General features: G+C 40.4%; 29 protein-coding genes and 1 tRNA gene. 7 read left to right on the top strand and 23 right to left on the bottom strand.

Annotated features, from left to right (window positions below):
• Window positions 1-11 precede the first annotated feature (11 nt).
• From M1D81_RS11655 to sinR, 3 genes are all read left to right on the top strand, one after another.
• Window positions 12-809, top strand: a complete 798-nt coding sequence (locus M1D81_RS11655) for a YqhG family protein (protein ID WP_456266826.1) — start codon at window positions 12-14, stop codon at window positions 807-809.
• Between the two features lie 182 nt (window positions 810-991).
• A complete protein-coding gene (locus M1D81_RS11660) occupies window positions 992-1,156 on the top strand; it encodes an anti-repressor SinI family protein (protein ID WP_073206269.1) in 165 nt (54 codons plus the stop codon).
• Between the two features lie 33 nt (window positions 1,157-1,189).
• Window positions 1,190-1,525, top strand: coding sequence for a transcriptional regulator SinR (sinR, locus tag M1D81_RS11665; RefSeq protein WP_024422969.1), 336 nt, complete (start codon window positions 1,190-1,192; stop codon window positions 1,523-1,525).
• 67 nt (window positions 1,526-1,592) lie between these two features.
• On the opposite strand, the gene tasA is transcribed toward sinR, so the two are convergent.
• Genes tasA through tapA form a run of 3 tightly spaced genes read right to left on the bottom strand, consistent with a single transcriptional unit; the run spans window position 1,593 to window position 3,618 of the window.
• Complete coding sequence (tasA, locus tag M1D81_RS11670; RefSeq protein ID WP_456266825.1) at window positions 1,593-2,393, bottom strand: biofilm matrix protein TasA; 801 nt, start codon at window positions 2,391-2,393, stop codon at window positions 1,593-1,595.
• A gap of 60 nt (window positions 2,394-2,453) precedes the next feature.
• The gene (sipW, locus tag M1D81_RS11675) at window positions 2,454-3,026 is read right to left on the bottom strand and encodes a signal peptidase I SipW (protein WP_456266824.1); all 573 of its coding nucleotides are present in this window, start codon (window positions 3,024-3,026) and stop codon (window positions 2,454-2,456) included.
• Between the two features lie 52 nt (window positions 3,027-3,078).
• Complete coding sequence (gene tapA / locus M1D81_RS11680; RefSeq protein ID WP_456270877.1) at window positions 3,079-3,618, bottom strand: amyloid fiber anchoring/assembly protein TapA; 540 nt, start codon at window positions 3,616-3,618, stop codon at window positions 3,079-3,081.
• Between the two features lie 287 nt (window positions 3,619-3,905).
• Between tapA and M1D81_RS11685 the strand changes: the two genes are divergently transcribed.
• Entirely contained in the window at window positions 3,906-4,184 is a 279-nt protein-coding gene (locus M1D81_RS11685; RefSeq protein WP_456267125.1) for a DUF3889 domain-containing protein, read from the top strand.
• 33 nt (window positions 4,185-4,217) lie between these two features.
• Here M1D81_RS11685 and M1D81_RS11690 read toward each other — a convergent pair whose 3' ends face one another.
• From M1D81_RS11690 to M1D81_RS11725, 8 genes are all read right to left on the bottom strand, one after another.
• Window positions 4,218-4,412: a YqzE family protein gene (locus tag M1D81_RS11690; protein ID WP_024422974.1), complete on the bottom strand. Its 195-nt coding sequence runs from the start codon at window positions 4,410-4,412 to the stop codon at window positions 4,218-4,220.
• Between the two features lie 59 nt (window positions 4,413-4,471).
• A complete protein-coding gene (locus tag M1D81_RS11695; RefSeq protein WP_103131951.1) occupies window positions 4,472-4,855 on the bottom strand; it encodes a competence type IV pilus minor pilin ComGG in 384 nt (127 codons plus the stop codon).
• Complete coding sequence (comGF, locus tag M1D81_RS11700; protein ID WP_456266822.1) at window positions 4,852-5,604, bottom strand: competence type IV pilus minor pilin ComGF; 753 nt, start codon at window positions 5,602-5,604, stop codon at window positions 4,852-4,854. Before comGF ends, M1D81_RS11695 begins: the two co-directional genes overlap by 4 nt.
• The gene (gene comGD, locus M1D81_RS11705) at window positions 5,588-6,034 is read right to left on the bottom strand and encodes a competence type IV pilus minor pilin ComGD (RefSeq protein ID WP_456266821.1); all 447 of its coding nucleotides are present in this window, start codon (window positions 6,032-6,034) and stop codon (window positions 5,588-5,590) included. Before comGD ends, comGF begins: the two co-directional genes overlap by 17 nt.
• Complete coding sequence (gene comGC / locus M1D81_RS11710) at window positions 6,027-6,320, bottom strand: competence type IV pilus major pilin ComGC (RefSeq protein ID WP_456266820.1); 294 nt, start codon at window positions 6,318-6,320, stop codon at window positions 6,027-6,029. Before comGC ends, comGD begins: the two co-directional genes overlap by 8 nt.
• 16 nt (window positions 6,321-6,336) lie before the next feature.
• Window positions 6,337-7,377: a competence type IV pilus assembly protein ComGB gene (comGB, locus tag M1D81_RS11715; RefSeq protein ID WP_456266819.1), complete on the bottom strand. Its 1,041-nt coding sequence runs from the start codon at window positions 7,375-7,377 to the stop codon at window positions 6,337-6,339.
• A complete protein-coding gene (gene comGA / locus M1D81_RS11720; RefSeq protein ID WP_087975807.1) occupies window positions 7,358-8,428 on the bottom strand; it encodes a competence type IV pilus ATPase ComGA in 1,071 nt (356 codons plus the stop codon). The genes comGB and comGA overlap by 20 nt, the downstream gene beginning before the upstream one ends.
• A gap of 178 nt (window positions 8,429-8,606) precedes the next feature.
• Window positions 8,607-9,482: an STAS domain-containing protein gene (locus M1D81_RS11725; protein ID WP_456266818.1), complete on the bottom strand. Its 876-nt coding sequence runs from the start codon at window positions 9,480-9,482 to the stop codon at window positions 8,607-8,609.
• Window positions 9,483-9,579: 97 nt separating this feature from the next.
• Between M1D81_RS11725 and M1D81_RS11730 the strand changes: the two genes are divergently transcribed.
• Window positions 9,580-9,650, top strand: a tRNA-Gln gene (locus M1D81_RS11730).
• Window positions 9,651-9,705: 55 nt separating this feature from the next.
• On the opposite strand, the gene M1D81_RS11735 is transcribed toward M1D81_RS11730, so the two are convergent.
• Window positions 9,706-10,086: a Spx/MgsR family RNA polymerase-binding regulatory protein gene (locus M1D81_RS11735; protein WP_007501232.1), complete on the bottom strand. Its 381-nt coding sequence runs from the start codon at window positions 10,084-10,086 to the stop codon at window positions 9,706-9,708.
• Between the two features lie 212 nt (window positions 10,087-10,298).
• On the opposite strand from M1D81_RS11735, the gene M1D81_RS11740 reads away from it, so the two are divergent.
• Complete coding sequence (locus M1D81_RS11740; protein ID WP_003217440.1) at window positions 10,299-10,541, top strand: DUF2626 domain-containing protein; 243 nt, start codon at window positions 10,299-10,301, stop codon at window positions 10,539-10,541.
• A gap of 246 nt (window positions 10,542-10,787) precedes the next feature.
• Here the strand turns inward: M1D81_RS11740 and M1D81_RS11745 are convergent, their stop codons facing one another.
• A complete protein-coding gene (locus M1D81_RS11745; RefSeq protein WP_456266817.1) occupies window positions 10,788-11,426 on the bottom strand; it encodes an MBL fold metallo-hydrolase in 639 nt (212 codons plus the stop codon).
• A 157-nt stretch (window positions 11,427-11,583) separates the two neighbouring features.
• On the opposite strand from M1D81_RS11745, the gene M1D81_RS11750 reads away from it, so the two are divergent.
• A complete protein-coding gene (locus M1D81_RS11750; protein WP_003217333.1) occupies window positions 11,584-11,757 on the top strand; it encodes a DUF2759 domain-containing protein in 174 nt (57 codons plus the stop codon).
• A 223-nt stretch (window positions 11,758-11,980) separates the two neighbouring features.
• Here M1D81_RS11750 and M1D81_RS11755 read toward each other — a convergent pair whose 3' ends face one another.
• The 10 genes from M1D81_RS11755 to rpmG form a co-directional block, all read right to left on the bottom strand.
• Window positions 11,981-12,295 carry an MTH1187 family thiamine-binding protein gene (locus M1D81_RS11755; protein WP_024427984.1) on the bottom strand — a complete coding sequence of 105 codons (315 nt, stop codon included), beginning with the start codon at window positions 12,293-12,295 and terminating at the stop codon, window positions 11,981-11,983.
• A gap of 76 nt (window positions 12,296-12,371) precedes the next feature.
• Window positions 12,372-13,625, bottom strand: coding sequence for an MFS transporter (locus M1D81_RS11760; protein ID WP_280149440.1), 1,254 nt, complete (start codon window positions 13,623-13,625; stop codon window positions 12,372-12,374).
• Between the two features lie 156 nt (window positions 13,626-13,781).
• Window positions 13,782-14,906: a M14 family metallopeptidase gene (locus M1D81_RS11765; protein ID WP_456266816.1), complete on the bottom strand. Its 1,125-nt coding sequence runs from the start codon at window positions 14,904-14,906 to the stop codon at window positions 13,782-13,784.
• An 85-nt stretch (window positions 14,907-14,991) separates the two neighbouring features.
• On the bottom strand, window positions 14,992-16,911 hold the full coding sequence (locus tag M1D81_RS11770) for an LTA synthase family protein (RefSeq protein ID WP_456266815.1): 1,920 nt from the start codon (window positions 16,909-16,911) through the stop codon (window positions 14,992-14,994).
• Between the two features lie 213 nt (window positions 16,912-17,124).
• The gene (locus M1D81_RS11775) at window positions 17,125-18,078 is read right to left on the bottom strand and encodes an ROK family glucokinase (RefSeq protein WP_456266814.1); all 954 of its coding nucleotides are present in this window, start codon (window positions 18,076-18,078) and stop codon (window positions 17,125-17,127) included.
• A 13-nt stretch (window positions 18,079-18,091) separates the two neighbouring features.
• Window positions 18,092-18,295 carry a YqgQ family protein gene (locus M1D81_RS11780; RefSeq protein ID WP_456266813.1) on the bottom strand — a complete coding sequence of 68 codons (204 nt, stop codon included), beginning with the start codon at window positions 18,293-18,295 and terminating at the stop codon, window positions 18,092-18,094.
• Window positions 18,296-18,365: 70 nt separating this feature from the next.
• Window positions 18,366-19,904, bottom strand: a complete 1,539-nt coding sequence (locus M1D81_RS11785; RefSeq protein ID WP_456266812.1) for a rhomboid family intramembrane serine protease — start codon at window positions 19,902-19,904, stop codon at window positions 18,366-18,368.
• A gap of 86 nt (window positions 19,905-19,990) precedes the next feature.
• The gene (locus M1D81_RS11790; protein ID WP_456266811.1) at window positions 19,991-20,164 is read right to left on the bottom strand and encodes a hypothetical protein; all 174 of its coding nucleotides are present in this window, start codon (window positions 20,162-20,164) and stop codon (window positions 19,991-19,993) included.
• 390 nt (window positions 20,165-20,554) lie between these two features.
• Window positions 20,555-21,115 (bottom strand): 5-formyltetrahydrofolate cyclo-ligase, encoded by a 561-nt coding sequence (locus M1D81_RS11795; RefSeq protein WP_456266810.1) that lies wholly within the window; start codon window positions 21,113-21,115, stop codon window positions 20,555-20,557.
• Between the two features lie 47 nt (window positions 21,116-21,162).
• Entirely contained in the window at window positions 21,163-21,312 is a 150-nt protein-coding gene (gene rpmG, locus M1D81_RS11800; RefSeq protein ID WP_008360061.1) for a 50S ribosomal protein L33, read from the bottom strand.
• Between the last annotated feature and the right edge of the window lie 186 nt (window positions 21,313-21,498).

The raw sequence follows: 21,498 nt of genomic DNA on the forward strand, positions 1-21,498 counted from the left end.
AGAGTTGATCAATGGAGCAGCATGACATTCACACCTTTCTTCTCCGTTTTTTCAAGACGAATCAATGCAGCATATTAGAAGAAAGTGCAGGACATATGACCGTACAGCTGACAATCGAAATGGATAAATTGATTATGAACCGTCCGTTTTATTGGCACTGGCTTGAAAAAACTGGCGGTGTACCTGAACCGCGGCAATTGACTTTCATCACAGATCAAAAAAAAGCGGGTGATACGATCAGTGGTGAATTCATCCATTTTGGCTCCCCCCGGTTATTTCAAATATTTGAGGCGGTCAAAGAGCAGGGCCGTTTTATCCGGCTATATGAACGAGTCAGCCCGCTCACGAACAACCAGATCGCCCTTGAGCCATGGCTTGGCCTCAATGTAAAAATTTCTTACCTTGCAGACCGGAAGAAGGATAAGCTTTTATCATTAGGACTTCATCTCATTCGCGGAGAAGTCATTGAACAATTTCAAGAGAAGCTGGAAGCTCGTGAGCTGTCATCTCAAATTCCCGATTATTGCTTTACGATGAGTACAATGATTAAGCCAGAAAGCGGAATCAAGCGGCTCTACAGCCTTATGGAGCGTTATGCCCATGAGGAGCCGGACGACTGGGCAGTGCGGGCCGTTCAAAAATGGAAGGAAGACTCCGAACTTTTAAACCAATTTTATGAAGGGACTTCAGACACATCTGTAGAATATGAAATAGAAAGACAAGCACTCAAAACTTTATACGAACCAAAAATCAGTCTTACGATTGAAAATGGCGGACTTTTTTACTTACAGCAAAAAAGAGGAGGTTGACTCATGGTCCCCTCCCCTTTTATGTGACATACAATTTTCGATCAGTCTAAAGCTAAGTTTGTCTGTTTGTATTGGGCGGAAACATGACGCAAGCAAACTATGAGGTCTTACCACCTAAGTCTTTCCATTTCATGCGTTAAGTGCCTGAAATACACGATTCAGTATTTTAGGAGGGTATTTGTATGGAAAAGAAAACGAACAAATTAGACAGTGAATGGGTTCAATTATTACGCGAAGCTCGCAAGGCGGGACTAACAGTTGAAGAAGTCCGTCATTTCCTCAAATCAAATGAAAAGTCCTCTGAGTCTCCCCCTCTGGTAAGAAGTCATTCTATCAAACCTTTCTGAATGTGCTATAATATCGAAAGGAAGGTGATGACATTGATTGGCCAGCGTATTAAACAATACCGCAATGAAAAAGGCTACTCACTATCAGAACTGGCCGAAAAGGCTGGGGTAGCGAAGTCTTATTTAAGCTCAATAGAAAGAAACTTGCAAACAAACCCCTCCATTCAATTTCTTGAAAAAGTCTCCGCTGTTCTGGACGTCTCGGTTCATACACTTTTAAACGAAAAAGATGAAACCGAATACGATGGTCAATTAGATAGTGAATGGGAAAAACTAGTTCGAGATGCAATGACATCAGGGGTTTCGAAAAAGCAATTTCGTGAATTTTTAGATTATCAAATCTGGAGAAAAAAGCAAGAAGAGGAGTAAAGCGCACGTTTTAGCGCATACTCCTCCAATTGCTATGCAGACCTTGATATCAGCCTAAAGACTGGCTTTATTTTTTATCTTCGCTGTGTGCTTTTTCGTTTTCTTTCACGTAGCCTTTTTCATCCGTATGCTTTTTTGGATTGATCGTTAAACCATTCCACTGAGTCGCTTCGAAGGAAAGATCAATTTGAATCGCATCGCCTTGGTATTTATTTTGGATATAGTGACCAGCTTTATCCTTCGTCTGGTCATTGATAAATTCAATGATCATTTCCACTTTATCGTAATCAAACGGATTCTTTGGAATGCCGTCATACTCTGGAGCCGCTGTTCCATCAACAGTTGCTACATTAATTTTCCCACTTTCATGTAAAAACTTCTCATCGATGGCATGACGAAGCTTTTCAAATGCGGTCTGATCTTGTTTTGACGTTAATTGATGCAAGTCAAGCAGGTTTGCATGGTCTAAAATAATGTTTTTCGGATAACCATTTCCACCTTCGGCTCCAACCGTAAGAACACTCACCTGAAACTGGCTGAGAAATTCTTCAGCTGTATTTTTACCGCCATTCTTCGCGGAAGATCCATCTTTAAACTGGCTATAATCAAGACTCATCAGCACTTGGTTTATCGCTAATGATCCCTTATTTTCAAAATGAAATTCTTTCTTGATCCGATCACCAGGTTTTAAGTTCGCAAGGTTGATGGCGCCGGAGTTCTCTTTAGCAGATAAATCCAGCTCTCCTGTCGAGTAGACCGCATGTGCCTTTTCAATATCATTAAACGCCGCCCATGTTCCCCCGCCAATTAATGCAAGACCTAAAGCCCCTGATAATACACCTAAACGAATTGATTTCTTCATTGCCATGAATAATAAACCCCCTAATAAATTGTTTTATTGAAACCTGATTAGGTTACAAACAAAAATTTAAGCTTGTTCCTCTTTCATATGTACCTCAGCCGTGTGTCTACGATGTTTCGCTGCGCCCACAAAATGAATAGTTGAATAAACGAGCAGCATGACACCTGGTATGATAAGAAGCAAAGCAGTTCCAGCTGATGTCCCTGCAAACGAAAGAAGTTTTCCTGTATAAGGAATGTTCACTCCCATATACTGCGCAGTCACCTGATCCGCTTTTACCAGCGTGCCGTCCTGATACATATTATTGTCACCCTTCGTCTCAAACGCTTTATTTGCACCCTTTCCCTTCACCCCAACAATTCGATGGGTCACAAAGGACTGATCCTGCTTTGTTTGAAACGTAATAATATCTCCCTTTTTGAGTGTCTCAGGTGAGGCGACCTGTTTTACGACAATCAGTGACCCAGCTGAAAATTCTGGTTCCATTGAACCTGATAATACTTGCTTCAATTGATAACCGAAGATCTGAGGTTCTCCTCCTGTTGTTCTTGATGACAACACGACAATAATAGAGGCTATCATCACCGTGAACACCATCACATAAAGAATACTCCCAGACATCTTCATCCATTTTTTCATTACCCCTTCTCCCCTTCGCCTATCATTTTTTCACTTTAAAAGACAGCTCCATTTAGGACGCCTTTTCTTGACACTTTGAGAGCACCATCGGTTTAGACCAAAAGTACGCCTGATCAGATGCGCCAAACCCTTTAGGATAATAGATTTTAAATGCATAGCTTCCATTTGTTTTTGCTTTATCTGTCGTGACAGTTGCTGTTTCTTGCGACAACAGGGACTTTATGGAGCCCTTTTCAAGAATATGACCATCTTGTAATGGTTTCTGACCATTTTCCATTTTATGTAATTCCCACTTCCATTCAGAGTACGCAATAGGCTGTCCACTATTTTTTAGTGTCATGCTCAGCTTTTGAGGTGCGCAGACTGTTCCTTCGATCATCGTTTGATCGATAAGCTCCAATTGACTTTCATCCCATTTTTTAGGCTGACAATGCTGATCTGTCTGTTCAAAATTTTCACATGTTTTCATGACAAAGTGTTTGTGCTCGACATCGTTAAAAGAAGCATTTGTTGGTGTCATGAGGGAAGACGTCAAAATCAAACAAATGGCACAAAAGAGTACAAAGAGCGACTGTTTCATTAATCCCTTCAACTCCTTGAACTTTTGTTCTTTAAAAAGAACGATTATATACAGTATAAGGAAATACCTATAAAACCCAAAACGTCAAATTAGTCCATTTTGTTCTTAAACAAGAACCATTCCGAGAAAATTCTCCCATTTTCTCATTCTTTCACCATATTCAACATTTTTTTGTGTGACATTTGTACTTCTTAAAACTTACATAAAAATGTAGAATTTGATCAGAATATGAAGAGGTGAGGTGATGTTAAGTGAAATTTGGAAAAATCATAATCATGCTCAGTTTACTGCTGAGTCCTATGATTCTAGACGTCAAACCTGTTGATGCGAGAAGTTTGACTGCCGCCGCAGATCAATGGGAAACGCGGGCAGTCAAAGAAGCAAAAAAAAGATACCCGCTAACACAAGTCTTATTTAAACAAAAAGTATGGGACCGCCACCGCGACAAGGAATCTGTGAAACAGTATCATATTACGTTAAAAGACCATACAAAGGAATTTGGGGTGTTTGTCACCATTTCCTATAACCCTTACTCAAACAAGGTGAATAAAGTGATTGTTGTGGAGGAATACAGCTAAAACGGCATAAAAAAACCGCCTGCTGGCGGCTTTTTACTTTCGTCGATGGCGTTGGCGTTTTTTAAGCATCATGGATAAGCCAAACGGCAGAACCCCAAATAAACGCTGTGAAAACGGTGGTTTCGTTTCTATTTTTTCTTGTTTGTGTTCCTTCCGTTCGTCACGTGGTGTATTCATATATTTAATGATTTCCTGCGTCATATATTTTACATAGTCATTTGTTTTCAAGCACATTCACCTCTTCTTCATTCAAGTGTTACCAAGAAGGGGATGATTTTATACTCTGGCTAATCAGGATTTGCCCATCTCATGATTTCACCGGTCTTCCAATCCAGCATCAGTTCACGCTCATCGGATAAGCCATCTTTTGTTTTCACCTTCACCAAAACAAGGACAAGTTTTTTCTTTAGATCGCATTTCATCCGCTTCAGTGTCACACGGCCTTCTTCAGTATCAATATGGGTTTTCTGTTTCGCACAAATACGTTCTACTGTGCTGGCAGCTTCACTCACACCCACCCTAAAAAGCTGCTGTTTTTTATAAAAAGAAATCGTCAGCTCTGCACTTTTCAGTTCTTTTTGAAACCCCATCGTTATCGCCCCTAAGATCAAGAGAAAAAATAAAATCGCCGCAAGTACATGCGGATAGATAAACCCTTCCTCTCTTTTCACGATTTACGAACCACTCCTTTATATGTGAAAAAAACGGCTTCATACACTTTACCAGATCCATCTGTGACTTTAAGAATAGCTCTATGCTGACTCGTGCTCACGTGAAATTGTTTCACCTTGTGCAATAAAGGAAGATGTCCAGCTTGATCCGTTCGTTTTCGAAGCATCTCTTGGTATGGCTCAATTGTTACCACTCGCCCTTGATCGGAAATATACTCTACCGCTTTTCCTCCTTTCACCGATTTCACAGCATCTGCACGACTTAATTCCTCATCTAATTGCAGGACAGTCTGTTTCCACTCCATTTGGGAAAATCCGTTGATGTCTTCAAATGGACGAGCTTTCTCAGCTGCTGAAAAGATCAGCCCACAGCCAAAAGAAAGAAATAGAAATAGCTGCAATTGCCACAAAGCTTGTAGAAGGGTAAAAGCTTGGTCATCGCTCCATATGCCGAAAGCATATGGTCTCTTTTTTTGTACTTTGTATGAAACACATCCCTTCTGTTTACGCCAATTGAAAACATATGTGATCTCGCCTCTCTTCTTTTTGATGGAAGATGTTGTCCCATTTATGAACGCTTCATTCATCTGTTCATGCAAAACCTGATAAGCTTCAAGCCTCGCTCTCACTTCCTTTTTCCCCATTATGAGTTTTTCATAGGCTGGCATGAGCACTAGGGCAGCAAATAGAAAGAGATGACAAGCAAACAGCGTTTCAAACGTACTAAACCCCCTATTGTTTTTGAACATAGATTCGCCCGCTTCCTAAATAAATCGTCAGTTTATACGATTGACTGCCAAATTCGACAATGAAAGATCCACCGCTGCTTGGATGTCCCTTTGCATTAAAATAGATACCTTGCGAGAATGTAGTCGTTTTGATACTGCCCTTTTTATGCTGATAAGAAGCAATGACTTCGTTACTCTTTTGGTCTATTACCTGATAAGATACATGAGGCGGATCGATCTCAACATGCACACGTGTTTTTTTAATAAATGCAGTATATGATGCCAATTGAAGATCTTGTTTCATGATGTTTACTTGTCTTTTGGCTTCAGCGTTTTCTATTATATTTGGGATTTTTCCTCCCATTATCGACAATACAATCGATAAAACAAGTAAGATCATCAGCTGTTCAATCAGGGTAAAACCCTTCTCATGTAAAAAGAATTTATTCATGCTTCACGTTGCCGTTTTGAATGACAATCGCTTTTCCATTAGGACAAGTTAATCCCTTTTTGACATAACCTTCTTTTTCTAATTCAGCTAAAGATGGCGTCTTCCCATCATGCTCCAATTCATATGCCATCACTTGTGTGCTGACCATTGATTTAAGCCCTTCACAGCCCTTTACCTGAATCGCTTGGTGATGACGTGTGATATTCGGTATGGTAATGAGTAAAAGAATGGATATTACGAGCATGACAATTAACATTTCTAACAGGGTAAATCCTTTATCATTCATGACTCTGTCCTCCTTCTTACACTTGCTCCATTAGTTGATACATTGGTAAAAGAATAGATAAATACACGATGAGTATAAGAAGTGCTGTCATCCCATAAATAACTGGCTGCAGCCAAGACATCCATTTTTCAATTTTCAGCTCTGCACTCTCTAATAGAAATTGGCTGTACGTGTACATTTCTCTCGCAAGCATTCCGCTGGCTTCACCATGCTTGATAATGGCTGCAAAATGTTTTTCGAAAAAAGGAGACACGCTTACTTGATGGGCCATGCTTTCTCCTTTTCTTAACTCTTCCATCATTTGTTCACCTATTTCTTGAAGAAAAGGCAGGTAGCTTTGCTGTTTAAAAGCTTGCAAACCTTCGTATATCGATAATCCAGCTTGAAGCAGTCCGCTGAGCTGAAGAGAAAAAAGGTACGTATGCATCAGCTGCATCCCTTTATATAAAAAAGGCAGCTTACTCATCACCCTCAGTTTCTCAAGGGTCGATTTTTTCCTAAAAAATACAGCATAATATCCGATAAGAAAGATACACAGACAACTGGCGATGAGCAAAAAAACATGAAGGAATTGAAATAGTCCAAACATCCCTTGAATCAGCCAAGATATGCGGGTATCCATCGATGAGTACAAAACAGAAAATTGAGGAATGATCATTTGCTGAACGAGTACCAGCACGACCAAAACCGTGAAGATGAGGAAAAGCGGATAACGTAACATGCGTTTAAACGTGTCTAACTGTTTGATTTTTTTCTCTAAAAAACGGGCGCTTTGCTCTAAAGCACGGGCTAGACTGCCATGCTTCTCAGAAAAACATAGTATGGCAATGACTTCCCGCTGAAAATGGAGTCGCTCGAGCACCACATAAAAAGGCTCGCCTTCATGCAGCCACTGAATACCTAGTTTTAATTGCTGCCGCTGTTGTTTTGATAACTGAATATTCACCATCACTAATGCCTCAATTAATGTATATCCAGCCTGAATTAATTGAGCCAGTTTTGATAGGCATTCAGCTTGGTCCTTTTTAGACCATACTTTAGAGGCTCGCTTCTTCATAAACCCAGCGGTGATATGTGTTTTTCGATAAATAGCCTAGTGCCACTCCTTTACGAATTAATTTTTGCAATGTTTCATATGACGAGTGAGCATATTCTCCTTTCGCCTCTTTCATACACTCACCAAGCTCTTTTCCGAAAAGCAATTCAAATACATTTGTTCGTCTGAAAGGCCGATTTAATTTGCAGTAAAGCTGACATGTTTCTCCGCAAAAAGGACATATGAGCTCAATTAATCGCTGGGCAGCAATCGCAACCATGGTTTGTTCGAGTTCATTCATCGTGACACCAAATTCAAGCATGCGGTAAAGGGCTCCTTTTGCATTTTTGGCATGGAGCGTACTCAATACTAAATGTCCTGTCAGTGCTGCTCTAATCGCCGTTCTGGCCGTTTCAGCATCTCTTATTTCTCCTAGCACAATCACATCTGGATCATGTCTTAAAATAGCGCGTAATCCAGCGGCATACGTGATGCCGGCTTTTTCATTCACTTGAACCTGCAGCACTTCTTCATTCCTTGTTTCGACAGGATCTTCAAGTGTAATAATATTTCGATTAAAATTCTTTTTTGCAAACTGGATCAATGAATATAGTGTTGTTGTTTTCCCTGAATTTGTTGGCCCAGTAAATAAAATGAGTCCATGCGAGTGGTTTAAAAAGGATAATAATCTGGCTGAGGCTTTCGGAAATAATGATAGATGTTTTATTTTCGGAACATGATCCTGCGGTAAAATTCTAATCACTAAGCTCTCATCATTCACTGTCGGCAAGGTAGACATCCGAATAAACACTTGACCGTTTCTTAGCATCACAGCTAGTGAGCCATTTTGCGGCCTCCTTTTTTCCCCGATATCCATAGAAGATAAAAACTTAAAATGTGCAATAAGCCGCTCTCCGCTTTTTTTATCAATCGTTCGCTGCTGGATTAAATCTGAATCAACACGAAATGACACCGAAGCTTCCTTTTCTTTTGGCACAATATGCACATCAGAAGCCCTCATGCGGCATGCTTCTTCTAGCAGCTCTTGTCTTAAATATTCAATCCCATACAAGTGGATCACTTCCTTTCTCTGATCACATTGTAGAATGGAGGAACCTGAATGACAAAAGAGCAATTTATGATTTTCATAACTAATAAATGATGAAAACCCTCAACTCACGATGCATTACATCATTTTTTAGAAAAGAGCATATAAAAAAACCTGACTTTTACAAGTGCAGGTTTTTTGGTCATGATGTGACTTCTTGCGGCTGCTCTTCAAAGATACGAAATCCTCTTTTTTCTAACGCCTTTGCAAGACTATGCTCAGTATTTACTTTTGAGAAATCAATGCCCAGTTTCACAACAGTTTGAGCAATTTCGGGGCGGATGCCTGAAATAATCGTCTCAATTCCTAGAAGCTTCGCACTATCGACCACTTTAAACAACTGATAAGCCACCATCGTATCAACAACCGGCACGCCTGAAATATCAATAAATAAGTGCGTCAGACGCAGTCTCGAAGCCTGTTCTAGTACGGATTCCAGAATGATTTTGGCCCGGTACGTATCGATCTCTCCAATCAGCGGCAAAATCCCAATTTCCTTTGATACTGGAATAACAGGGGCACTCAGTTCTTGAATCATCTCTCTTTGTGCATTCAGCTGATTGAGTGTCACGCGGTCATATTCTTCTGATAAACGCTCAATCATATCATCAAATGTGGCGTGAAAGTGCTGATTCCATTGACACACATCTTGCAGCGTTACTTCAAGCTCTGTTTCTTGGGTGAATGTCTCAATTCTCGAACAGAAAATGTGGCGGAAGATCTTAAATTGTCCAATGATTTCATATAACGGCACTTCGTGCACTGCTCGATCACGTGCAATATCAACAGACCACTTTTTCAAATGGTTTTCTACTTTGTCTGACAGTGTCACAAGCGTTGCTGCAATGGTTTGAATAAACGCTGTGTTCTGTTCCTTCAGCTTCTTTTCCGTTTCCTCTGAAGCATGTTTAGAATATAATGAGCCTTCTTCTGTTCTTGTTTTTAGCCATTCTTCGGTCATGACAGGGGCTTCTTTTAGGATAAATTCATATAATTGCTTTGATTTTTCATTTTTCATTTATTTCTTTCGCTCCTTTTTCACTAAAACTCGTGGCATACAACTTTTATGTATAAATGACCGCAGATGGTGAACAATAACATTACACGTTTGATATTGGGCTATAGCCAAGTGGTAAGGCAATGGACTTTGACTCCGTGATCGTTGGTTCGAACCCAGCTAGCCCAGTTCAGCACAAAAACGAAGACGGCTGAAGCTTGTTTCAGCTGATCTTCGTTTTTTATTAGGAAACCGATTGATGAATCGCTTTCTTCTTCGATATTTTCATGAGTTCTCCGGGATTATAGCCAACCACTAATTTATTCCCATCAATGATGATTGGTCTCCGGAGCAGCTTTGGTTTTTCAATGAGAAGCTGTAAGACCTCGTTTACTTTTAAGTCATTAATATTTAAATTTAAGCTTTTAAAAGCCTGACTTCGTGTGGCTAAAATTTCATCCATTCCTTCTGTTGTTAAAGAAAGAATCTTTTTTAATTCATCTAGTGTTGGTGTTTCTCTGAATAGGTGACGCTCTTTAAAATCAATTTGATTCGCCTTTAACCAATGTTTTGTTTTGCGGCAAGACGTGCAGCTCGGGTATGAATAAAAAGTAATGTCACTCATTAGTCTTCCTCCTTAGGTCGTTAACCTTTTCTCTTATGGAGTAAGTACCCTCATGTTTTTCGGCATAAACACTTTTTCTTCATTTTTTCAAAAAAATTTTTTCTACATTCAAAATAAATTGTTCACATGATGTCAAAAATGTAAATGTTTACATAACAAGTGACGATCAGCTATAATATGAATCAAAGGGGTTATTAAGGGGAGGGAAAGAAATGAATCGCATGTTCCGCGTGCTTGGCTTTTGGACGGGTATTTTTGCTGTCATGTTCTATTTAGGACATATGAAAGATGCATCTCTGCTGTTCTTCGGTCAAACCGTTCTTTTTGTATTTTTATCCTACTTGAATTTATCCGAAAGAATGTATATTTACATTTTCGGAGCGTACTTGACGATTTTCTTTGCCGGATTTACATATTATTCGATTTTCATCATGGTTCCCGGTACCGGACATTAATTGAAAAAAGCATCTCTTTGAAAGAGATGCTTCAGATTGTTGACAAAGGGCTAAAATGATTTTTATTTTAGCCCTTTGTCTTCTTTTCAGCGTGATAGAAAACCTTTGCAGTCTAGGAAGGACGAGCACTGGCGCGGAGCGAATTTGACATTCGTGAGCACCAGCGCGCAGGACTGACAAAGAATGCGAGGGTTTGTCTACACGCTGAGCATCTCTTTGAAAGAGATGCTTTTTTCATGCCTGCAATTAAAGAGAAAATCCATTGATAAACGGATTTTGCTCCTGCTCCGCCAGCACAGTCGTTTCCCCGCCATGTCCGCTTAAAACAAGAGTTGATTCTGGCAATGACAATAATTTATGATGGATGGATTGAAGCAGTACTTCCTGACTGCCGCCTACTAAATCTGTTCTTCCGATGCCGCCTTCAAATAGCGTGTCACCAGAAATAACAAAGCCCTCTTCCGCCGAATAGTAAGACACACTGCCAGGTGAATGCCCAGGTGTATGGAACATTTCTAATGTAAACGATCCAATTTGAAGCGTTCCTTCTGACGTAATCAATTTTTCAGCTTCTTTAACCGTAATTCCATTCCCAATCAATCGAGCTGAACCGTTTAATTCAGCGTTCGTGAGCCATTCTTTTTCATTTTCGTGTACATAGAGCGGCACTCCCCACTCTTCGCGCACCTCATCTGCCGCACCAATATGATCAAAATGAGCATGTGTCAATAAAACAGCAAGCGGTGTGAGCTGTTTTTCTTTTACATAGGAAATCAGTTTTTGCGCTTCACCGCCTGGATCAAAAATTAAGCATTCTCCCTGCTCATTTTTCCAAATATATGCGTTCGCTTGTACATAGCCTAGAGGCATTCTTCTCCAATTCATTTTCATCACCTACTTTATTCATTCTTTTTTATTATGAAGGCTATTCAATAAAAATTCAAACAATCGTCAACTGGAATCTACTCGACAAGCTTTATGAAAACGGTTAAAATGAAAAGAAAGGAAATCAAGGGGATTGATGACAAAGGGGGACTTTCACATGATGCTCGTCATTATTTTTGGTCTAGTCACGATTTTAGCTGCGCTCGGTATCTATCGCTCACTAAAAAAAGTGAACGTACTTGCCATCGCTTTTGCAGGCGCTACATTTTTGGTTTTTGGATGGTTCACTGTCATGACCATCATCTATAGCGGTTATCCAACTGCACATTAAAAAGCCTGCATATAGCAGGCTTTCAGATTTCCTACAAAGGGCTAAAATGATTTTTATTTTAGCCCTTTGTCTTCTTTTCAGCGTGATAGAAAACCTTTGAAGTCTAGGAAGGACGGCTACTTTTGCGGAGCGAATTTAACATTCGTGAGCACCAGCGCGCAGGACTGACAAAGAATGCGAGGGTTTGTCTACACGCTGAAAGCCTGCATTTAGCAGGCTTTTTTTATTGATTTAAATGCTTATTCACGCTTTCTAATTTGCTTGTAAGTGTTGTGGTTTGATCCCGTCTGTCATCGATGCGAATATTGGTCGCTACTCGGTGCAGTCCCTTTTCAAAAGGGGCTTCATGAATACGCTGAATGACCTCAAATAAAACGGATAATTCACCTTCAATTAACGTATTCATCGGTGTTAATTGATATTTGATTTTCCCTTCTTGTTGAAAGCCTTCTAAAATTCTTTGTACATCTGCTACATAAGCACTGACACTTGGTGTTTCAGTGCCTATCGGAATGATGGTGACGTCTGCTATAGCCATCGTTTTTCCCCTTTCAATCAAATTCTCATGTTTTCTCGTCCTTATTGTAACCTATCCTCATTCAATCCTGCCATGCTTACGTTGCGTTTACGGCAGGTTTGTCTCGTTCTATCGTCAAATCCGCTCTCTCTACCTTCCCGATCTTTGTAAACAGAAGCAGGCATATACCTGAAACAGCTTCAATGATGCCGCCAGCCGCAATGACATACCCAGACCCAAACAGTGTTGCCATATAACCGCCAATGAGGGCGCCTAACGGAATCATTAAGTAAGAAATCATATTGATAATCGCATACACTTGCGGCTGATCCTCTGCCTTAACTGACAATTGAATCATCGTATGTTCGGGTACGTTAACTGCACTAATGGCTGCTCCTAAAGCAAAAGCTGATATAAACACAAGTGGTAACAATGCATTCATACCTGTGATGAAGAAGGCGATTCCATCAACGATCCCAGCACCTATAAACAGCAATCCATACCGATTCACTTTTATCTTTGTCAAAACAAATCCCATCAAAAATGCGCCTAGTGCGGTTGTGACTTTGATGAATGAATAGACGACCGGTCCACTATGTAAGTCTTCCGTTAAATAAATAACAGACAATGCTTCCCATGGTGCCGCAGCAAAGTTTGAGCAGACACAAAAAATCGCTAATGGAAACAAAATATGATGGCTTCTAACAAGTGAAAAACCTCGAATTAATCTTTTGCCGTAAGATAACCCTTTTTTGGCTTTATCGATGATGACTTCTGTTTGATATGAAATCATGAACACCAATAAAGCGGACAAAAAGTAAAGAGGAATGATCACAAGCATTGTATAACCTACGCCTACAAATGCAATCATGACACCACAAATCGTGACCGTCACAAGTCTTACTACATGACTTGCTGATTGGATCGTTGCATTCGCTTTTTGTATGAGGTCCTCATGAACAAGCTTTGGGATAATCGATACAGATGCCGGTTCATAGGAGCCTCCTGTCGCCGAATGCAGCAGCATACAGCCAATGATGAGGACTAATGGTGTGAAACCATAAAAGTAACTAACCACGATCACAAGGATAATCGCTCCTCGTGTTAAATCAGCAAAACACATCCAAAATTTCAATTGATGCGGCTTCATCATAGGCGTAATAAATGGTCCAACAATCGCTTGAGGAACAAAGCTGACTGCAATAAAAAAAGCTGTCCCTATGGCCCCTTTCCCTCCTAGTACTAAAAGCCACAAGATGGTGTTGAAAGATAAACTATCAGCCGTAATTTTGCACATTTTAGAAACAAATAGATAAGTAAAATTTCTTTTCCACAGGCTTTGAGCACTCAATAGTCGACATCTCCCTAAATCATATCCTTTTTTTTACATCCATATCTTTCACAATAACTTACAAGAAAGCCTTCGTCAATTACTTCAACATTGTTTTTATTGACCATAAGCAATTGATTGTTTCTCAGAATATGAAAAAGCACCAGACAGGTGCTTTTAACACTGACACGCTTCCCACAAAAGCCGTTTTGTTTTTTCATAGATCGAATCAAATTGATCCATGGAAAGAGGATTTTTCCCTAGACCAAGCTCGACTGTATAGCCCTCACTATGAAATTGATAAATAAACCAATCGCGATAGCCTGCATAGCTGTCGAGATATTGGATCGGTTTGTAACCGCTCACTAGTTCGAATCGTTTGACCGTTTCTTTTGAGATGGCTGGCTCATGGCCAAGAAACCCCCAATAGATCTCTTCTCCTTGTGTATGAAGGGCGATCAGCCGGTCAAATCGTTTTCGCAACGCAAGATTGGCCATCGCTTTCGCTTCTGGTTCTGTTAATGGCTCGCGCCCAGGATAATCCCGGTAGGACGGTGCCTTCGACTGATGACGATAGTACTCGATCTCCCAATAAGCAGGGAATTGATTGTTTAAATCCACCCCTCGAATATTTGCTTTCCATTCCTGGTAATCAGTATTTCCACCGTTTAGCGGAGTGAATTCTTCACGATGAAGACCTAGTGACTCCGGTCCATTACGAACCAAATCCACTCCATCTGGATTGACCATTGGCACGATGGATAAAGCGGTGGTCTGCAGGATATGAACCGCTTCATCATGTCTTGCCTGAACCGGGTCAGACGCTGCTAAGCAAAGCGATTTCAGCCATTTTAATAAAACAGACGTCGTGATCCATTCATTTGCATGAAATGAGGCATTGAGATGAATAGAATGTAAATGCTGAACAGGCTCTGTTCGGATCTCATAAATAGGTGTATCAAGCACTGAATGGCCAATGACGCTGATATGAAGAAAAGGAAATACGGCTTTCAAGCGGCTCAGCTCATCTTCTAATTGAGCGCTATCATATTCAAATGTTCCATTGATCCAATCATCGGATTGCTGCAGCCTGTAAGGTGCAATAAATCTCTGCACATCACCTATCGAATCAAATACATGGACTCCTTCTGGAAGTCTATATCCCGGTAAAAGAAGGTTATCAGTGCTTGATTGATTAGATAAATGAAAAGCCGCTTTGCCAATACCAAGCTGTTTTGCCACAGCATCCCTTCCTGCTTCATCCAGCTGCCATTCAATTTTTCCAAACGACGTTGTCTTCATTTACATCCCTCCTCTCATACTATATGAACCGTCAGACAAAAAAAGAAAACCTCTGCTTCTAAAATAGCAGAGGTTTTTTCATCTATTAGGACGCCTTTTTCAGCTCCGTTTCACCTTCTTTTTTGGATGGTGAATGGTCCGGGCTGTTTCGATCATAAAATCTAAGGAGATCCCCGTAGATGATTTGATCAGAGAACTGAAGCTCCTGCTTCGCCTTCTCTTCATAAGACTGACACACGTTTTTATCATCTGCTGGCTCGCCTGTCTCTTTATTGTAGCAAACACCATCTGTAAAAATACTGTCCTTCGTAATAAAGCTTCCATCACGGAGTACTGTAAAGTCATTCGTATCTTTCGATAAAAGATCATGACCAAATTGAATTTGTTTACTTGTATCAACCCCTAGAAGATTGAGTACAGTTGGACGGATATCGACCTGACCGCCTACCGTATCAATTTCTTTTGGATGTTGATCCGTTACCCCTGGAATGTGTACAACAAACGGGACTTTTTGAAGCTGTACTTCTTCAAATGGCGTAATCTCTTTATTTAAAAATTGTCCCATGGCTTCGTTATGGTTTTCAGAAATTCCGTAGTGATCCCCATACAAAACAAAAATGGAGTTATCGTATAACCCAGCTTCCTTCATCTTTTTAAAGAAAAGCTTAAGGGCTTCATCTTGATAACGCACTGTAGGGAAGTACTTGTTCAGCGTTTTGCTCTTTGAATCATATTCATCAATGAGCTTATCTTCTTCATCTAAATCAAAAGGGAAATGGTTCGTTAATGTGATCAATCTTGTATAGAAAGGCTGCGGGATCGATTTCATTAATTCAGCGGACTGCTCAAAGAACGGACCATCTTTCAGTCCCCAGCCAACTGAGTTTTCTTCATTCACATCAAATGATTTAATATCAAAGAACTTATCGTAGCCAAAGCTATCGTAGATAAGGTCACGGTTCCAGAAGCTTTTGTTATTCGCATGAATAACAGAAGAGTGGTAGCCCTCATCCTTTAACAGCTCAGGTGTCGCTGTAAACTCATTGCTTGGATTTGTGAAGAACACAGCTCCTCTTCCAAGTGGATAAAGAGAATTATCTACAATAAACTCTGAATCAGATGTTTTCCCTTGACCTGTTTGGTGATAAAAATTAGTAAAGTTATAGCTCTTCTTGATCAATTTGTTTAAAAACGGAGTAATTTCTTTCCCGTTTAATTTTTCATTGATCACGAAACTCTGTGTAGATTCAAGTGATACAAGAATGACATTTCGTCCTTTTGCTTGACCAAATGTCTTTTCATTACGGTCTGTTTGATTTGCGCTTACATAGTTTTCAATTTCAGTTAAACTATTACTGTCAGCAAGAGCTCGCTGGGCGGACTGCTTCGATTGCAATACCCCATCATAAATATGGAAGTTATATAAGCTGATATTTTTCACCAGCATCTCACGGTCAAATGAGCGAGTAAGCAGTTCTGGTCGTTCTGTTTCAGCTAAACCAAGGTTAAAGAAAAATGTAGCTGCCACAAATAAGTAATATGCCGCTCGTTCTTTTCGTGAAACGGTGACATCTGTTCTAAAGGAAGGCTGTTTTTTATAGAGCCAAATCAAAATGATGATATCAACGAACATCAGTAAATCGACTGGTTCAATTAAAGAGGTAATACTGGACCCGAGGTCACCCATATTGTTTGTTTGAAATAGGACGGGGATGGTTAGAAAGTCACTATAGAATCGATAAAACACAATGTTGGCTAACAAAACGAATGTTAGGATAAAGCTTGTCACGATGATATATCGATTGCGATTTTTTTCTTTGAAAAATAAACCGATACCGAAGATAAACAAGAGAAAGCTAAGCGGATTAATAAACAGGATAAACTCCTGCATGAAATTTTCAATTTTAATATTGAAGCTAGATTTATAGATAACATAGGTTTTGACCCACATCAGCAATGTCGCAATCAGTAAAAATGAAATCGCCTTTAATCTATTCTTTCGCATTGTAACCTCCTTATGCTAAGCGCGCACCCAGGCTCTAGATATACCCTAATTATTGGTGCTTCTAGAAAAATAACTAAAGTATATCTTATCCTGTATATGATGGAAAATCAATGTCTTTTTCCTCATGACAACCTTATGAATATGCTAAACATCTAATTTCATGCCTATCTATCGCTTTTTTTAATAAAAATGACATCATTATGACTTTTTTGTTCAAGACAGCCATTTGGTTTTTGCCATCCATGCACCGCCGATGACACCCGCATCGTTTCCGAGTGATGCGATTACCACTTCAACATCGTCTGCGCAAGGCGGGAACGCATGTTGTTTCACAACGCGCTCTACTTTACTGCGAAGAAGCTCCCCTGCTTTTGAAACACCGCCGCCAATCACAATTTTTGTTGGGTTTAAAGCACTGGCTAGATTCGCTAGGACAAGTCCAAGATGTGTGGTCACTTCTTCTACGACACGCATTGCAAGATCATCTCCGTTTTCTGCCGCTTCAAATACATTCTTTGCTGACAGCGAAGCGAGCTTGCCAAGTGAGGATGTATGCTGCTCGGTTTCTAATTTATCCTTTGCAATCCGGACGATGCCAGTCGCAGATGCGATCGTTTCAATACAGCCTGTTCTTCCGCAGTTACACGGTGCTCCTTGGAATGGAATGGCACAAATATGGCCAATTTCTCCGCCAGCACCTGTCTCCCCTTGAACAACTTCACCGTTGACGATGATGCCGCCGCCGACCCCCGTTCCAAGTGTGACCATCAAGATATTTTTTGCGCCATCTCCTGCACCCTTCCACATTTCACCGAGTGCAGCAATATTCGCATCATTTTCAATGACAGATGGAAGTCCTGTCTCTGCCTCTAGGTGATCTTTCAACGGATAGTTTGTCCAGCCTAGATTCGTTGTTTTATAGACGATTCCAGATACTTTATCGACAGGTCCAGGTGCACCCATTCCGATCCCAATTAGTGCTGATTTTGGCATACTGATTTCAACCAGTTTATGGTCAATTGATTTGGCAATATCGACTGTGATCGTCTGCCCGGATTTATCCGTAGGAATCTCCCACTTATGCTGAATTTCACCATATAGATTAATGAACGCAAGCTTAATTGTCGTACCGCCAAGATCAATACCTACAAACCAATCCCCTGTCATATGCCCTCCACCTTCACATTGTTTTTCGATTTAATTTGGCTAGTTCCATTTGAAGAATCGTCATTGCGTTTGACCATTCGGTCCGGTCAATAATGCCCGATATATACATTTCCTTCAATTCGTCTGCCATAAATTCTAATTCTACTTCACGATCTCCGAAATACACATAATTTCCAAATCTCATGAGCATCTGCTGTACATCATATAACGTTTTCATTGTTTCCACCATTTCTTCTCATCAACAGATAGGATAAGCGTATTCATAAATGCGCTTTCAGTCAAGTCATTCAACGTGTTTGACTATTTTCGATATATTGTTTCAACTTTAAAAATTGATCATTTTGAGGATCTTGCTTTAACGCTTTTTCTAATAGATCCTCTGCTTTCGCTGTCTCTCCTTTTTCTACGAATAACAACGATAAATGATACAGTTTATTTGGATCATCTGGATCTTTTTCCAGAGACTTTTGTAAAAATTGAATGGCCTTATCAAGACGGCCCTGCTGCGCTTCCGATAGTGCATAGATATGAAGTGCCTCAGCTGATGCATCTTTATCGTGCACATATTCCTCGAGTCGTTCACTTGCTTCGCTATATTTTTTCTCATCAAATAAACTCGCTGCCTCACTTGCTGCCGCTGCTTCCTTTTGATCGTCAGAATGAAACCCTGTATACAATCCAAAACCGCCAATAAAGAGCAAAGCAGCACTCGCAAGAAGCATTTTAACAGGCTGCACCTGTTTAGGCAGACGGACAGCTAACGCGGTGAAAAAACCGCCAACCAGGCCGCCAAGATGCCCTGAATTATCAATACCTGATACGGTGAAGCCTATTCCTAAGTTGATGAGGATAATGACAATAATATTTGTCCCCATCGTTCGGAAGAAAAGCTTTCGGTTTGAGATGGCTAAATATAACAGTGCGCCTAAACAGCCAAAGATCGCGCCTGATGCGCCGGCTGCAATTGCCGTATTAAACACAAAGCTCGATATGGAGCCAAAAATGCCGGAAATGAAATAGATGAGCAAAAATCTTCCCGATCCATAAATTCTCTCAACAGCCGCTCCGACGGACCAAAGAGCAAAAGTATTAAAGAGTAAGTGCGTCAAGCCAATATGTAAAAACATTGGTGTCATAAGGCGCCACCATTCACCCTCTAAGATCAGCACATTATTTTTAGCACCAAATGCTGTTAAAGTTGCGGTATTGGTACTTCCGCCAGACAGCTCAAGTAAAAGAAACATCACCACTTGAACAGCAATCAGCAAGTAGGTGAAAATGGGTCTGCCATTTTGAAAAACGGCCAATTCTCGTTCACGCTGCTTTTCCTGATCATCAAATGCCTGGAGCACGTTCATTTTCAGCTGCATGGCATCCTCAGCTGTGTCTTTCTTCGCTTCTTCTACATCAACTGCAAGCGATGTATTCAGCCATTTTTGCAGTTCGTTTACATCGTTTTGAAGCACATCTGCATTGAGTAACACAGGAGTAACTGTCACCTTATTCTCTTTTTGCGGCTGACCGTTTAGGTCTTCCCAATCATCTACTGGAACATCAGTTGTAAATTGCAGCTGCAGGAGATGAAGAGATCGTTTACGCATAGCTTCTCTCAGCTGATTGATCCGATATGTTTGCTCCTCGATATCACGAACGATCTCCTGCCTGAAATTCACATCTTTTCTATATAGACGGATGAGATCATAACCTGAGTTTCGTGGTGCTTCAAAAAAAATTTCATTTTCTGGGTAAGGACTTTGGATCATCTCGTATCCTTTTTGTCTTAGTTCATCAACAACTCGCCAAAATAAACTATCTATGATATTCATACAGTCGCGCTCCATTTTTTACATTATTATAGCAAGAATCGTTCTTATCCGCATTTCTAAACAAAAAAATCCCGGCTTTTGCGGGATTAGAATGCTTGGCGAATAAATTTCGTCCGAAAATATGGGATTTTCATCAGCCATTTAATCAAAAAGTGCCGGACTTGATTTTGCCCTAAAGCCAAATTCATGAGACGATAACGATTTTGCACGAGAACGAATGCAAATAGTGTGAACACAATGCTCCAAATCATTTTATTCATCATATTCCCTCCTATGTTCGTATCGTGGCTTAAATAGGATTTGTTTATGCATGAACCAGCATTTTTATCGCTTTAATACAAATCCAAGCTCAAAGCTTTCAAGCTGTTTTAGCCGCCTATGATATAAAGCGATATGAGCTTTGATATGCTCTATGCCAAAAATCAAACCATGAATCACGATCAAGTTTTAAGTCACAAGTATTCACTTCCTCCCACATATTACGGAAGTATCTTTTCTTTCCACGAATTTTTTTCAAAACATATCCCCCCGCCAGCTAAAATGCCTTTTAATGAAGAATGTTGATCGCTATCGTTCTTGTGACTTTTGATCACAAACAAGCACCTTCGCTCAACACAAAAAGTCCGTTCTTACGTATAAGCAGCGGACTTTTATTTTGGATATATGGTACCTTTCTCACTGACCATGATTGAGACCGGGATGTCGTGCGTTTCAGCCGGGATATGCTCGGTTTGCTGTACTGTCAAACAAAGGGCAAGCGTTTTGCCGTGATAGTCAGCTAAGTAGCGGTCATAATAGCCGCCCCCATATCCGATACGGTAGCCTTGTCGATCGAAGCACACGCCAGGCACAATGATCAAATCGATTGATTCTTTAGATGCAGCGGCCGACGTAAGAGGATCTGGCTCCGCTAGCCCAAAGTAGCGGGATATCATTTTCGTTTCCGGTGTATATTCATAAAACGTCATCTCTTTTGTTTCCGGAAAACAGGTGGGTACACATACTGTTTTCCCCTCCTGCCAGGCTTTTTCAATAAGAGGCTTTGTCGGTACCTCTTTTCCTCTAGACATGGTGAGTGCAACCGTATCCGCTTGTTTCCATGCTGGCAGTTGAAACAAGCGCTCATGAAGTAAAGCGGTGCTTCGCTTAAATTCCTCGGCACTCATTTGATCCAGCTTGGCTAATGTTTGAAGGCGAAGTTCCTTTTTCACACAGATCATCTCCCATCATAAAAAACAGCAGGAAAATTCCCTGCTGCTTACTTTGTTTCACGATGTAAAGTTTGTTTTTTATCACGTGAGCAATACTTTTTGAATTCAACGCGATCTGGATTGTTTCGCTTATTCTTTTTAGTAATATAGTTACGCTCACCGCATTCAGTGCAAGCTAGAGTAATATTTACGCGCATGTTTTTCCCTCCAAACTAAAATCAATTCACATTCAGACCTAACTATAATACCACTTCTAGCTTAGGAATGCTAGAATGTTTTTTCACCAATTTGAATTTCAGTGCAATCTGTCCGCGGTCTTATACGAATCGTACGGTCATTTCATGAAAAATGGCCTGCTCCCCTATAAAACCTCACTCTTTGTC

The sequence above is a fragment of the Bacillus sp. JZ105 genome (assembly GCF_053903125.1).